This is a genomic window from Agrobacterium sp. DKPNP3, from assembly GCF_052686535.1.
Map to the genome: position 1 here is coordinate 1 of NZ_JBQYSN010000002.1, position 13,235 is coordinate 13,235.

Annotated in this window: 12 protein-coding genes; 8 read left to right on the forward strand and 4 right to left on the reverse strand. The window is 58.9% G+C overall.

Annotated features, from left to right (window positions below; translation table 11 throughout):
- The 4 genes from ACUTJJ_RS00755 to ACUTJJ_RS00770 all read left to right on the forward strand — a co-directional run.
- Positions 1-600 (forward strand): type I glyceraldehyde-3-phosphate dehydrogenase (locus tag ACUTJJ_RS00755; protein WP_445540990.1); only part of this gene is annotated, 600 nt, incomplete at its 5' end.
- Positions 601-918: 318 nt separating this feature from the next.
- On the forward strand, positions 919-2,784 hold the full coding sequence (locus tag ACUTJJ_RS00760; protein ID WP_445540991.1) for a potassium/proton antiporter: 1,866 nt from the start codon (positions 919-921) through the stop codon (positions 2,782-2,784).
- 67 nt (positions 2,785-2,851) lie between these two features.
- Positions 2,852-4,054 (forward strand): phosphoglycerate kinase, encoded by a 1,203-nt coding sequence (locus tag ACUTJJ_RS00765; protein ID WP_063950520.1) that lies wholly within the window; start codon positions 2,852-2,854, stop codon positions 4,052-4,054.
- Between the two features lie 190 nt (positions 4,055-4,244).
- Positions 4,245-5,270 carry a class I fructose-bisphosphate aldolase gene (locus tag ACUTJJ_RS00770; RefSeq protein WP_445540992.1) on the forward strand — a complete coding sequence of 342 codons (1,026 nt, stop codon included), beginning with the start codon at positions 4,245-4,247 and terminating at the stop codon, positions 5,268-5,270.
- Between the two features lie 82 nt (positions 5,271-5,352).
- On the opposite strand, the gene ACUTJJ_RS00775 is transcribed toward ACUTJJ_RS00770, so the two are convergent.
- On the reverse strand, positions 5,353-5,508 hold the full coding sequence (locus ACUTJJ_RS00775; protein ID WP_172801642.1) for a hypothetical protein: 156 nt from the start codon (positions 5,506-5,508) through the stop codon (positions 5,353-5,355).
- A 136-nt stretch (positions 5,509-5,644) separates the two neighbouring features.
- Between ACUTJJ_RS00775 and ACUTJJ_RS00780 the strand changes: the two genes are divergently transcribed.
- The 3 genes from ACUTJJ_RS00780 (at position 5,645) to rcdA (ending at position 8,038) form a co-directional block, all read left to right on the forward strand.
- Positions 5,645-6,934 carry an MFS transporter gene (locus ACUTJJ_RS00780; protein WP_445540993.1) on the forward strand — a complete coding sequence of 430 codons (1,290 nt, stop codon included), beginning with the start codon at positions 5,645-5,647 and terminating at the stop codon, positions 6,932-6,934.
- Positions 6,931-7,122 (forward strand): DUF1192 domain-containing protein, encoded by a 192-nt coding sequence (locus ACUTJJ_RS00785; RefSeq protein WP_063950364.1) that lies wholly within the window; start codon positions 6,931-6,933, stop codon positions 7,120-7,122. Before ACUTJJ_RS00780 ends, ACUTJJ_RS00785 begins: the two co-directional genes overlap by 4 nt.
- A 400-nt stretch (positions 7,123-7,522) precedes the next feature.
- Positions 7,523-8,038 carry a protease adaptor protein RcdA gene (gene rcdA, locus ACUTJJ_RS00790; protein WP_063950363.1) on the forward strand — a complete coding sequence of 172 codons (516 nt, stop codon included), beginning with the start codon at positions 7,523-7,525 and terminating at the stop codon, positions 8,036-8,038.
- 150 nt (positions 8,039-8,188) lie between these two features.
- Here rcdA and rpmE read toward each other — a convergent pair whose 3' ends face one another.
- A complete protein-coding gene (gene rpmE / locus ACUTJJ_RS00795) occupies positions 8,189-8,410 on the reverse strand; it encodes a 50S ribosomal protein L31 (RefSeq protein ID WP_003497640.1) in 222 nt (73 codons plus the stop codon).
- A 258-nt stretch (positions 8,411-8,668) separates the two neighbouring features.
- On the opposite strand from rpmE, the gene ACUTJJ_RS00800 reads away from it, so the two are divergent.
- Complete coding sequence (locus ACUTJJ_RS00800) at positions 8,669-10,468, forward strand: ABC transporter transmembrane domain-containing protein (protein ID WP_445540994.1); 1,800 nt, start codon at positions 8,669-8,671, stop codon at positions 10,466-10,468.
- 2 nt (positions 10,469-10,470) lie between these two features.
- On the opposite strand, the gene ACUTJJ_RS00805 is transcribed toward ACUTJJ_RS00800, so the two are convergent.
- Both ACUTJJ_RS00805 and ACUTJJ_RS00810 read right to left on the reverse strand, forming a co-directional pair.
- The gene (locus ACUTJJ_RS00805; RefSeq protein WP_445540995.1) at positions 10,471-12,114 is read right to left on the reverse strand and encodes an FAD-binding dehydrogenase; all 1,644 of its coding nucleotides are present in this window, start codon (positions 12,112-12,114) and stop codon (positions 10,471-10,473) included.
- An 87-nt stretch (positions 12,115-12,201) separates the two neighbouring features.
- Positions 12,202-13,233 carry a peptidoglycan -binding protein gene (locus ACUTJJ_RS00810; protein WP_063950360.1) on the reverse strand — a complete coding sequence of 344 codons (1,032 nt, stop codon included), beginning with the start codon at positions 13,231-13,233 and terminating at the stop codon, positions 12,202-12,204.
- Positions 13,234-13,235 lie beyond the last annotated feature (2 nt).

Consider the following 13,235-nt stretch of genomic DNA (forward strand, 5'->3'; position numbering starts at 1 on the left):
AACGACGACCAGCTGACGAAGGACCATCTGGTCATTTCCAATGCTTCCTGCACCACCAACTGCCTGGTGCCGGTCGTGAAGGTTCTCGATGACGTCGTTGGCATCGATCATGGCTTCATGACCACGATCCACTCCTACACGGGCGACCAGCCGACGCTCGACACCATGCACAAGGATCTGTACCGCGCTCGCGCCGCAGCCCTGTCCATGATCCCGACGTCGACCGGTGCTGCCAAGGCCGTTGGTCTGGTTCTGCCGCACCTTAAGGGCAAGCTGGACGGCACGTCGATCCGCGTTCCGACCCCCAACGTTTCGGTCGTGGACTTCAAGTTCATTGCCAAGCGCGCCACCACGGTCGGTGAAATCAACGAAGCGATCAAGTCCGCCGCCAACGGCAAGCTGAAGGGCATCCTCGGCTACACGGACGAGCCGCTGGTTTCGCGCGACTTCAACCACGACAGCCATTCGTCGATCTTCGCCAATGACCAGACCAAGGTCATGGAAGGCAATTTCGTGCGCGTTCTGTCCTGGTACGACAACGAGTGGGGCTTCTCCAACCGTATGTCGGACACGGCCGTCGCCTTCGCGAAGACAATCTAACGAATAATCTTCAATCAATGCAGGTCCGGCGGGAGCAATCCTGCCGGATTTTTTATTTCCGGATTTTTCCTCTCAAGTGCCGCCAAGTTTTCAAGTTCCTGCCTTTGTCTGGTCCATTTTGAAACGGACAAGTGACGCAGGGATAACGGTCGTGCGCAATGCACTTCGGCCCTGCCGTATCTTTCGATACACCCCGCCTTGCGTCACCTTTCAACGCCGCCGAACAAGCGCTGACAGATCGCAACCCGTGGCGCATTGACTGCGAACGTGCAGAGCAATCATTGCAGCGGCCAGCGCGGCGTGAAAGAGGCGGTGAACGTGGAATCATTTTATCTTCTGTTGCTGGTGGCAACTGTTCTTGTCCTCGTCGCTGCCTTCTCGAGCCTGATCGCCTACCGTTTCGGTGCGCCGCTGCTGCTGCTCTTCCTTGTGATTGGACTCGCGGCGGGTGTGGACGGTCTCGGTATTGAATTCACCAACAACCCTCTCGCTTATATGCTCGGTTCGCTGGTGCTCGCCGTCATCCTGTTCGACTCCGGGTTTGGCACGTCGGTCCAGTCTTTCCGACTCTCCGCGGCGCCGGCAATGGCGCTTGCTACGGTCGGCGTCATTTTGACATCCGTCTTCTTTGCAGGCGCGGCCGCCCTGCTGCTCGGGCTCTCCTGGCTCGAAGGCCTGCTGCTTGGCGCTATCGTCGCCTCAACCGATGCGGCAGCGGTCTTTTTTCTACTGCGCATCGGCGGTATCCACATTCGCGACCAGGTGCGCTCGACGCTGGAAGTCGAATCCGGCACAAACGATCCGATGGCCATCTTCCTCACAGTCGCCCTGGTCGAGATCATCGCCAAAGGACAGGGCCTCTCCGGTATCGACAGCGGTTTTCTGCTGCTTTTTTTTGAGGAAATGGGGCTCGGCGTGATCTTCGGCGTGCTGGGCGGCCTCATGATCGCCACCGTCGTCAACCGTTTCGCCGCCGACCGCGGACTGGCGCCGATATTCGTGCTAGCCCTGGCGCTCCTCGTGTTTTCCTTCACCGGCACGATTGGCGGCAGCGGCTTTCTGGCGGTCTATGTCGCCGGCATCGTCGCCGGCAATCGCAGGATCTTTGCCAAGGAAACCATCCGTCGCTTCCACGAGGGGCTGACATGGCTTGCCCAGATCATCATGTTCCTGATGCTCGGCCTGCTTGCGACGCCGTCGCAATTTCCAGCAATCGCGATTCCAGCCATCCTGCTGGCGCTGTTCCTGATCTTCGTCGCCCGTCCCCTCGCCGTTTGGCTGAGCCTCATGCCTTTCAACTACACGCAACAGGAAACATCCTTCGTCGCCTGGGTTGGCTTGCGCGGCGCGGTCTCGATCCTGCTTGCCATCATGCCAATTCTTGGCGGGCTTGATGATGCGCAGATCTATTTCAATGCCGCCTTCATCATCGTGCTGGTATCGCTTCTCGTGCAGGGCTGGACCATCAAGCCGGTGGCGACACGGCTGGGGCTTATCGTGCCGCCGCGCATGGGGGAAGTGGACAAGCTGGAGGTAGACCTTCCCGGCACGGCCAATCACGAACTGATTTCCTATCGCGTCGCCAGAGGCAGTGCCATCATGCAGGGGGAGCGCATTCCGCGCTGGGCGATGCCTTCACTCGTCGTGCGCGACGGCAAGTCGATCCGCTACCAATATGCCGGGCGGCTGCGTGAAAACGACCTCGTTTATCTCTTCATAGCGCCTGGTTACTCCCGGCTGATCGACCGGCTGTTTGCCAGCGCCCTGCCCGTTGCAGATGACGATGCCGATTTCTTCGGCACATTCGCGATCTCGCCCACCCGCCCAGCAAAAGAACTGGACGCAGCCTATGGTCCCGGTTTGCTGTCGCCTACCGAGCAGGCGATGAGCGTCGCGGAATTGATCGAGGCACGCCTTGCCGGCAAGGCTGATTATGCCGATCGGGTCCGTCTTGGCTCCATCGTTCTGATCGTGCGGGCGCTGGACGAACATGAGGCGATCACCGGCGTCGGAATTTCGCTTGAACCGGTTGAGCCGGCAACCAGTCTCCCGATCTTCATCAGCTTCTCGGAAATCCTCAATCGCGTTCGGGAATACGTGGCGCGCAGGCGCCAGCCACGCCTTCAGGACCACCAGGAAAACGTGCCTGCGCCTCCCAATACCGTGAGAGAAAATGAGGGTTGACCGACTTGCGTCGGCATTCAGGCATAGTATGTTCCCTGCCGAACTCGCAACAAATCAGGATCGACCCATGCCCGCTTTCAAGACCCTCGACGACCTCAACGACATTGCCGGAAAGCGCGTTCTTGTACGCGTTGATCTCAACGTGCCGGTCGCAGATGGCAAGGTGACGGACGCGACCCGGATCGAGCGCGTCGCGCCGACTATCCTGGAGCTGTCTTCAAAGGGCGCCAAAGTCATCCTGCTCGCCCACTTTGGCCGTCCAAAGGGCGAGCCGGTCGCCGAGATGTCGCTCTCGCAGATCGTGCCCGCCGTTGAAGACGTGCTGGACCATGCCGTTTCCTTCGCAAGCGACTGCGTCGGCGCACCGGCGGCAGACGCCGTTGCAAAAATGAATGACGGCGACATCCTGCTTCTGGAAAACACCCGTTTTCATAAGGGCGAAGAGAAGAACGATCCCGCTTTCGTCGAGGCGCTCGCAGCAAATGGCGATATCTACGTCAACGACGCCTTTTCCGCGGCCCACCGCGCCCATGCCTCGACCGAGGGGCTGGCGCGTCATCTGCCTGCCTATGCCGGCCGCACTATGCAGGCCGAACTCGAGGCGTTGGAAAAAGGCCTGGGCCAGCCTGTTCGCCCCGTGGTTGCCATCGTCGGCGGCGCCAAGGTTTCGAGCAAGATCGATCTCTTGATGAACCTCGTCAAAAAGGTCGATGCCCTCGTGATCGGCGGCGGCATGGCCAACACGTTTCTCGCCGCGCGCGGGACAAATGTCGGCAAGTCTCTTTGCGAGCATGATCTGGCCGAAACCGCAAAACATATCATGATCGAAGCGGCGACGGCCGGCTGCGCCATCGTGCTGCCGGAAGATGGCGTTGTCGCGCGCGAGTTCAAGGCGGGTGCCGCTAACGAAACCGTCGATATCAACGCTATTCCGGCCGATGCCATGGTTCTCGATGTGGGCCCAAAATCCGTTGAAAGCATCAAGGCCTGGATTTCCCGCGCCGAAACCCTCGTCTGGAACGGCCCGCTCGGCGCATTCGAAATCGAGCCCTTCGATGCAGCAACCGTGGCTGCGGCGAAACATGCAGCCGAATGCACCAAAGCCGGCAAGCTCATCTCCGTCGCCGGTGGAGGCGATACCGTCGCTGCGTTGAACCATGCGGGCGTATCGGACGATTTCTCCTATATCTCGACCGCCGGCGGCGCGTTCCTGGAATGGATGGAAGGCAAGGAACTGCCGGGCGTTGCCATACTGACCGCCGCCAAGTAAACTTATCTCACTTGCCTGACACAAGGCCGGACAAGCCATGCTTGTCCGGCCTTGTCTTTTGGTAAGTGCGCGCGGAGGAAAAGTTTCAAACGATTGAAATCATTTCAATCGTTTCAATGAGTTAGCGTGCCATTTCCCTGCCCTGGAACTTCTGTTATCGGGAATTTATTGTGCCTTGGGAGAATAGCAAATGACCGAACGTCTCGAAGACATCGCAATCAAAATGGTCGCCGACGGCAAAGGCCTGCTCGCCGCCGACGAATCCACGGGAACGATCAAGAAGCGTTTCGACAGCATCAACCTGGAATCGACTGAAACCTCGCGCCGCGACTATCGCGAGATGCTGTTCCGCTCCGAAGACGCCATGAAGAAATACATCTCCGGCGTTATCCTTTACGAAGAGACCCTGTTCCAGAAGGCCGCCGACGGCACGCCGTTCGTTGACATCATCAAGGCCGCGGGCAGCCTGCCGGGCATCAAGGTGGATATCGGCGCCAAGCCGATGGCCTTCCACCCGTATGAATTCATTACAGAAGGCCTTGATGGTCTTTACGAGCGCCTGCGCAAGTATCACGAAGCCGGCGCGCGTTTCGCCAAGTGGCGCGGCGTCATCACCATCGGTGAGCAGCGTCCGAGCTGGGGTTCGATCAAGGCCAACTCCCAGTCTCTCGCCCGTTATGCCGCGCTCTGCCAGCAGGCGGATATCGTTCCGATCGTGGAGCCTGAAGTGCTGATGGATGGCGAACCGGGCACGCATGACATCGACCGCTGTGCAGAAGTCACGCAATGGGTTCTCCAGACCGTCTTTGCAGACCTGTTCGACGCCCGCGTCAACCTTGAAGGCATGATCCTGAAGCCGAACATGATCATCGACGGCAAAAAGGCCCGCAAGGCTTCGGTTGAAGAAGTGGCGGAAAGAACCGTGAAGGTGCTGAAAGCAACTGTGCCGTCAGCCGTTCCGGGCATTGCCTTCCTTTCCGGCGGCCAATCATCGGAAGAAGCGACGGCCCACCTCTCCGCCATGAATTCCGGTTACGACCTGCCGTGGTCGCTCACCTATTCGTATGGCCGCGCCCTTCAGGATACCGCTCTCAAGACGTGGGGCGGCAAGCAGGAGAACGTCGCTGCCGGCCAGCGTGCCTTCACGCATCGCGCCGCCATGAACAGCCTCGCCGCCAAGGGCAGCTGGAAACAGGAACTCGAAAAGGCAGCCTGAGGCTTCCGCCGCAGACATACCATAAAAGAAGCCGCCTCCCGGGGCGGCTTTTTCTTTAGAGCGATATGGCGTTAATGAAGGCCTAGGGCCGCAAGAGTAGCGTCGCCGACCAGATGACAAAAGCGGCAACCGCAATCTTCCAGCAATCACCCCTTTTCTTGAGGCCCGGCAGGCCCAGAGGCCGAATGATCTGAACCAGCATGGCCAGCAGTAAAAAAAGGCCGATCGCCTTCGTCATTTATTGAGCCTTTTCTTTATTTCTGCATCGTCACAGGCTGGACATTTTTACCGTTCACCAGAAGAGTGCAACTCATTCGGGTGACCCCGGTTGATTGGCTTGTCGGCTGTCCGTACGAACGCATGAGAGTGACTTTATGAGCAGAAATCTTCTACCTGTATTCGCTCTTTTATCCAGCACTCTGTTTCTTTTTCTCGGTAACGGCCTTCAGGGTCTCATGCTGCCGGTGCGCGGTTCGGCGGAGGGTTATTCCAACGAAATCCTCGGTTTCCTCGGCACGTCCTGGGCGGCGGGCTTTGTCATCGGTTGCTTCGTCGCCCCGGCCATCGTTCGCCGCGCGGGACATGTGCGGGCGTTCGCCTCTTTTGTCGCACTGGTGTGCCTGACAGTCCTGATGACCGGCCTGATCGTCGATGACATCTGGTGGATCACGTTGCGCGCGCTTACCGGCTTCTGCACCGCCGGCACCTCCATGATCATTGAGAGTTGGCTGAACGAACGCGCGACCAATGAGAGCCGCGGCATGATCTTTTCGCTTTACATTGCCATCACCCTGCTCGGCGTCGTCGCGGGTCAGATGATCGTGCCGATGGGCGATGTCAGCAATACGTCGCTGTTCATGATATGCGGCATCATCTATTGCATCGCGATCTTGCCAGCGACACTCTCGAAGGCCGCCAGCCCCCAGCCATTGCAAAAGGTCAAGCTGGATCTGCCCGCTCTTTACCGCAACTCACCCGTCTCCTTCGTCGGCATCCTGATGATCGGCATCGCCAACGGTGCGTACGGCACGCTGGGCGCCGTCTTCGGCGCCAGGGCCGGTCTCGATCCGACCATGATCGCGATCATGGTTTCGGTCACAATCTTCGTCGGCGCGCTCGCACAATTTCCGGCCGGACGCCTTTCCGACAGGATTGACCGGCGTTATGTCCTGGCGGGCCTCGCCGGCCTCGGCGCGGTTGCCGGTCTCTCCGTTGCGGCGGTCCAACCGCACAACGTTTATGTCCTCATCCCGATGATTGCCATTTATGGCGCCGCAGCAAATGCGCTCTATCCCATTGCCGTCGCCCATGCCAATGACTTTGCGGCGTCACAGGATTTCGTTAAGGTGTCGGGCGGCCTGCTTCTGCTTTACGGCATTGGCACAATCATCGGGCCGACGCTCGGCGGTGCGGTCATGACCTATTCCGGGCCCTACGCCCTCTTCTTTGTCACCGCCCTCGCTCACGTCTTGATCACCGCCTACGCCATCATCAGAAGCCGCAGACGTGCCGCTCTTTCGACCGACGAAAAAGACAATTTCTCAACGATGATGCCGACAACACCCTCGCCGCTGGTGACGCCGGAAAGTATTGCGCTCGATCCCCGCGCACCGCAATATCCTGAGGAAGGGGACGGCTATGTTGAAAAAGGAGCAGGCATATGAGCCTCTTTGATGATGATCGTCCGCAGAAGCCGCGAGCACACGAGATCGGCAGCGATCTCAGCCTTCTATCGGTGGATGAATTGAGCAATCGCATCGAAATTCTGCAGGCGGAGATTGCCCGACTCGAAGACGAGAAAAAGAAGAAGTCTGCCGGCAGGGAGGCGGCGGAGAACCTGTTTCGCTCGTGACGAGTCGTCTGCAACTTCGCCAGCAGGAAGCTCAAGTTGGATTTCTACGAGATCAAGATTAATCAGACCAGTGATTCCGGTGCAGTCTTTCGTTTACCATTAACCAAAAATTAAGCTTTCTGAGAGATTACTATACATGTCCAGTTCTTCTGGACCTCAGGCATCTTCTCCATACGGCGAATTGGTCTGATTTTTCTCCCTGTTTTACCTTGAGAGCCGCTTTCGCGGCTCTTTTTTTGCCGTGCATCCTATTTGGTAAAACTGTGGGTATTAACCCTTCTTTAATAATTGCCTTGCGCATTTCAGGTAAAGATACGATCCTGAAAACACTAAAGGCCGGAACAAAATATCCGGATCGTCGTTGCCTGACAGTGTGGTGCGTGAGCAGGGATTTAAAGAAATGTCAGAACAGGTTTTAAATACCATAAGCTTTGCGGGTCGCGCGGCTGCTTCCAACCAGTTCAAGACCCTCTATACCGAAGGCATGACCTTGGTCGAGGAAACGGCCAGCTATCTCGACGGTGCAGGCCGCACCGCTTCCAAGGTTCTGCCACGTATGGCGTCAGTTCTTTATGCTGCAGAATCGATGCGTCTTACAACGCGACTGATGCAGATGGCATCGTGGCTTCTTCTGCAGCGCGCCGTCAACAATGGCGAAATGACGCGCGACCAGGTTCTGAGTGAAAAGAACAAGGTACGCCTCGACAGCTTCAATGTTGACCGGAATGCGCCAGGCTGGAACGACCTGCCGGAATCCTTCCGTGATCTGATCGAGCGTTCGCTGCGCCTGCAGAACCGGGTTGCCCTGCTTGACCGCGAAATCTATCGCCCGTCCGAAGCCGCCAAGGTGCCGGACAACGAGAACAGCGTCCAGGCACAGCTCAACCTTCTACGCACGGCTTTCACGATCAACTGATAAATCGACATTATCCAGATGCTTTGAAAAGCAGGTCTCTCCAGACCTGCTTTTTTTGTTTTCAGGTCTTTTCTGATCGAAATGTCCGGATTCCGGCAACAAAAAAGCCCGGTTAAACCGGGCTTTTTCAAACGATCTGTTCGCAAGGGATCAGAGGCCGAGGCCGCCGAAACGCTTGTTAAACTTGGAAACGCGACCACCGCGGTCCATAAGCTGCTGGTTGCCGCCCGTCCATGCCGGATGGGACTTGGGGTCGATTTCAAGGTTCATGACGGCGCCTTCCGAACCCCAGGTAGAGCGGGTTTCGTATTCGGTGCCATCGGTCATGACCACCTTGATCGTGTGATAATCGGGATGGATATCAGCCTTCATGACAATCTTCCTGGTTAAGTGACGTGCGGTCCATTTGCCGCAATTGCGTCAACTGAGCCAATTCAATAAATGAAGCCATAGTCCAGATGGGCTATGGCTTCCCAATTTGATGCGGAGCCTATACATGAAGGTCGCCGAGATAACAAGAGCCTGCTATCCCCTTGTGAAGGGAGATGGCCGCAGGGACAGGATTTTTAACCCCGGAGGGAAAAACCCGTCCAATATGACGCGCGAAAGGCGTAATGAGGAGCACACAGCGTGGCAGACATTGAAGCGCAGAAAGCGGCAAAACAAAGAAGCCTGAAGCCGCTTCTCAGCCTCTTTCCCTATCTCAGGCGGTATCGCGGGCTGGTGGCTGCAGCGCTTTTTGCGCTTGTGCTGTCCTCCGCGACGACCCTGGCCCTGCCGCTCGCCGTACGACGAATTATCGATCACGGTTTCCAGACACCCGATGGCGGCATGATCAACAGCTATTTCGCCATGCTCCTGGCAATCGCCGTCATCCTCGCGCTCGCCAGCGCCATGCGCTACTACTACGTCATGACGATTGGTGAGAGGGTCGTTGCCGATCTTCGTCATGATGTCTTTGCGCATCTCACGACCCTCTCGCAGCAGTTCTTCGATGCCAACAGGTCCGGTGAGCTCACGTCGCGGTTGACGGCAGACACGGTGCAGATTCGATCGGCGTTCGGCTCGTCGGCATCCGTTGCCCTTCGCAACATCATCATGTGCTGTGGTGCTGTGGTGATGATGATCTATACCAGCCCCGGTCTCTCCGGGCTTGCGCTCCTTGCCATCCCCTTCATTGTTTTTCTGCTGATCGCCTTCGGACGATCGGTCCGCGCCCGCTCGCGCACGACGCAGGATACGTTGGCGAATTCCGCCGCCTATGCGTCCGAAACGATTGGAGCAAGCCGGACCGTGCAATCCTTCAACGCCGAGGCACTGGCAAATGCCCGTTACGGCGCCTCTGTGGAAGCCGCCTACCAGGGCGCTCGCGCTGCGATTGGCGCGCGTTCGATTCTCACCGCGGTCGCCATTACACTCGTCTTTGGAAGCGTGGTTGGTATTCTCTGGTACGGCGCGCAGAGCGTCCTCTCAGGAAGCATGACCGCGGGTACCCTCGGGCAGTTTGTTCTTTATTCGGTTATCGCCGCCAGCGGTCTTGGTCAGCTGTCAGAGGTTTGGGGGGAACTGGCACAGGCGGGAGGTGCAGCCGAACGCCTTTCCGAACTGCTGACTGAGCGCTCGCCAGTCGCCGAGCCTGCGGCACCCCTCACCATGCCGCAGCCGCCACGCGGGGAGGCACAATTCGAAAATGTCGATTTCAGCTATCCGCTCGCAACCGGACGGCCAATCGTCTCCGGCCTTTCCTTCAAGGTCAGCACCGGCGAAACCGTTGCGATCGTCGGGCCATCAGGTGCAGGCAAAAGCACCGTCTTTTCCCTATTGATGCGCTTCTACGATCCGCAGCACGGGCGTATCACCGTTGATGGCATTGACATCCGTGATGTTACCCTTGCCGATCTGCGCGCGCGTCTTTCAATCGTGCCCCAGGATGTGGCGATATTCGCCTCATCCATCCACGACAATATCGCCTTTGGAAAACCTGACGCAACCCGTGAGGAAGTTCGGGCCGCCGCGATTGCCGCGCAGGCCGACAGCTTCATCGAACGCATGACCGACGGATATGATACCCAGGTCGGCGAACGTGGCGTGACCCTTTCCGGCGGCCAGCGCCAGCGTATCGCCATAGCCCGCGCCATCCTGCGCAATGCGCCGATCCTGCTTCTGGACGAGGCCACCTCGGCACTCGATGCAGAAAGCGAAACGCTGGTACAGAAGGCGCTTGACGAGCTGATGAAGACCCGCACCACCCTCGTCATCGCCCATCGCCTCGCCACCGTGCTGAAGGCCGACCGCATTCTGGTGATGGACGAAGGCCGTATCATTGAGGAAGGCACGCATCAGAGCCTCATTCGCCAAAACGGCCTTTATGCGCGGCTTGCCAGGCTGCAATTCCAGACCGGGCCTGAGGATCTGCGCGCGCAGGCGTAACCTCAACACATGACGCTGCGCCCCGCAACGCGGCCCGAAAACAGGCAGCCGCCAAGGAATGTGCCTTCCAGCGCATTGTAGCCATGCATGCCGCCGCCGCCGAAACCTGCCGCTTCGCCGGCGGCATAGAGACCCGGCACCGGCTGGCCCACAACATCCAGCACCCGCGCTTCGAGGTCGGTGTGCAGCCCACCAAGCGTCTTGCGCGTCAGCACATGCAGTCGCACGGCGATCAGCGGGCCCATGGCCGGGTCGAGCAGCCGGTGCGGCTTGGCCGTTCGCATCAGGCGGTCACCGAGGTAACGTCGGGCACCATGGATCGCCGTCACCTGCGCGTCCTTGCCGAAGCCGTTTTCGATCTCCCGATCACGGGCTTCAATCTGTCGGCGGATGTGATCAGTATCGAGCCTATTGCCGCCGATGGCATTCATTCCCGCCACCAGCTCTTCCAGCGTTTCGCGAACGACAAAGTCTTCGCCCCGCTCCATAAATGCCCGCACCGGACCCGGCGGGTCCTTGCCCAACCGCCTCAGCAGCAGCCGCACATCCTTGCCCGTCAGATCAGGATTTTGCTCGGAGCCTGAGAGCGCGAATTCCTTCTTGATGATCGCCTTGGTCAAAATGAACCAGCTGTGGCTGCTGCCACGCTGTCCCAGCATCTTCAGCGTGCCAAGCGTATCGAAGCCCGGCATGGCGGGAGCATCAAGCCGGTTGCCATCCGCATCGCACCAGAAGGACGATGGCCCGGGGAGAATTCGGATGCCGTGGTTCGGCCAGATCGGATGATGATTTTTCACGCCCTCGGTATAGTGCCACATGCGATCTCGGTTGATGACGGCGCCGCCCGCGAGCTCGGTGACACCGATCATGCGACCATCCACATGGGCAGGCACACCGCACACCATCTCTTCGGGTGGACTGCCAAGCCGCTCGACCGGCCAATTGCGCCGTACCAGTTCCTGATTGCCGCCGATGCCACCAGAACTGACGATGACTGCAGCGGCAGAAAGGCGGAAATCTCCCTCGGCATTGCGGCTGCTTTTTTGGCCACGAAGAACCGGATCAGCGACAAGCACGACCCCGGAAACGCCCGTTATGCGGCCATCCGTGAATTCCAACCGATCAACCTGATGGCGAAAGCGAAAACTCAATCGACCGCTCGCCGCCATTGTCCTCGCTTTCTTCACGAAGGGTGCCAGGACACCGGGGCCGGTGCCCCACGTGACATGAAAACGCGGCACGGAATTGCCGTGACCATCCGCCAGAGAACCGCCGCGCTCGGCCCAACCCACAATGGGAAACCAGCGCATGCCCATGCGATGCAGCCACGCGCGTTTTTCACCGGCGGCGAAATCAAGATAGGCCTCCGCCCAACGGCGCGGCCAATGATCCTCAGGGCGATCAAAACCGGCCGACCCAAACCAGTCCTGCCGCGCAAGATGGAGGCTGTCGCGAACGCGCATCCGCCGCTGCTCCGGACTATCAACGAAGAACAAACCGCCGAGCGACCAAAAGGCCTGCCCCCCAAGGTTCTGCTCGCCCTCCTGATCCAACACGCAAACGCGGAAACCGCGCTCAGCCGCCTCGGTTGCCGCCACCAGCCCGGATAGCCCCGCCCCAACAACGATCACATCGTAACGTTCCATCAGCCCCTCCCAGATATGACGGAATTACTTTTACGCGAACGTAAGTTCAGTTTCGCCGAAAGGCAATCGCCATGGCGGAATCGCGATTCAGCGTTCAGTCAGCTTGAGTTCGATCCGGCGGTTCTGCTGACGTGCTTCAGGCGAATCACCTTCCGCGATCGGCTGATTTTCGCCAAAGCCGGCAGCAACCAGCCGGTTCGCCGGAACCCCCCTGGAGATCAGGAATTTTACGACCGATGTCGCACGCGCGGAGGAAAGCTCCCAATTGTCCCGGTAACGGCCTGATCCAGACAGCTGAACATTATCCGTATGGCCATCGACGCGCAGAACCCAGTTGATCTCGGCCGGAATTTCCTTGGAGAGGTCGAGCAGCGCCGTGGCGAGCTTAGCCATCTCCGCCTGCCCTTCCGGATTGAGTTCATTCCCCCCCGAGGGAAAGAGAACTTCCGACTGGAAGACGAACCGGTCGCCGACAATGCGAATGTTTTCGCGATCCGACAGGATTTCACGCAGACGCCCGAAGAAGTCAGAGCGATAACGGTTCAGTTCCTGCACGCGCTGGGCAAGAGCCACGTTCAGGCGTCGGCCGAGATCGGCGATCTTGACTTGAGACGACGCATCCTTGGCCTCCGACGCCTGCAACGCCGCTTCGACCGAGGCGATCTGCGCTCTCAGTGCCGCGATCTGCTGGTTCAGTAATTCAATCTGTGCCGAGGCGCGGGAATTGGCCTGCCGCTGTTCGTCCAACTCGCCTGTCAGACTGCCAATGCGGGCGTTGGCGCTCGCATTGCTGCCAGAGCCGGCATCGAGCAACGCCTGGAGGCGCGAACGCTCATTTTCGGACGCTGCGAGCGTGGACTGCAGGCTCGCCAGCGCATCCTCGACATCCTGCTTGTTACCTTTTTCCATCGCCAGAAGTTCGGTCAACTCGGCTATCTGGCTGTTGAGGCGGGTCAACACCTCGTCCTTGCCGGTAATTTCACGCGACAACACGAACTGCGCCAGCACAAAGACCGTCAGCAAAAACATGATGGCCATCAGCAGCGTCGAGAGCGCATCGACGAAACCCGGCCAGTAATCTACGCCCCTGTCGCGGCGGCGGTTGCGCGCGAGCGCCATGG

Coding starts and splice junctions, on each gene's coding strand:
- ACUTJJ_RS00810 (WP_063950360.1), bottom strand. CDS start 13,233: ATGGCGCTCGCGCGCAACCGCCGCCGCGACAGGGGCGTAGATTACTGG.
- ACUTJJ_RS00775 (WP_172801642.1), bottom strand. CDS start 5,508: ATGACGAAGGCGATCGGCCTTTTTTTACTGCTGGCCATGCTGGTTCAG.
- ACUTJJ_RS00805 (WP_445540995.1), bottom strand. CDS start 12,114: ATGGAACGTTACGATGTGATCGTTGTTGGGGCGGGGCTATCCGGGCTG.
- ACUTJJ_RS00785 (WP_063950364.1), top strand. CDS start 6,931: ATGAGCCTCTTTGATGATGATCGTCCGCAGAAGCCGCGAGCACACGAG.
- rpmE (WP_003497640.1), bottom strand. CDS start 8,410: ATGAAGGCTGATATCCATCCCGATTATCACACGATCAAGGTGGTCATG.
- ACUTJJ_RS00765 (WP_063950520.1), top strand. CDS start 2,852: ATGCCCGCTTTCAAGACCCTCGACGACCTCAACGACATTGCCGGAAAG.
- rcdA (WP_063950363.1), top strand. CDS start 7,523: ATGTCAGAACAGGTTTTAAATACCATAAGCTTTGCGGGTCGCGCGGCT.
- ACUTJJ_RS00780 (WP_445540993.1), top strand. CDS start 5,645: ATGAGCAGAAATCTTCTACCTGTATTCGCTCTTTTATCCAGCACTCTG.
- ACUTJJ_RS00770 (WP_445540992.1), top strand. CDS start 4,245: ATGACCGAACGTCTCGAAGACATCGCAATCAAAATGGTCGCCGACGGC.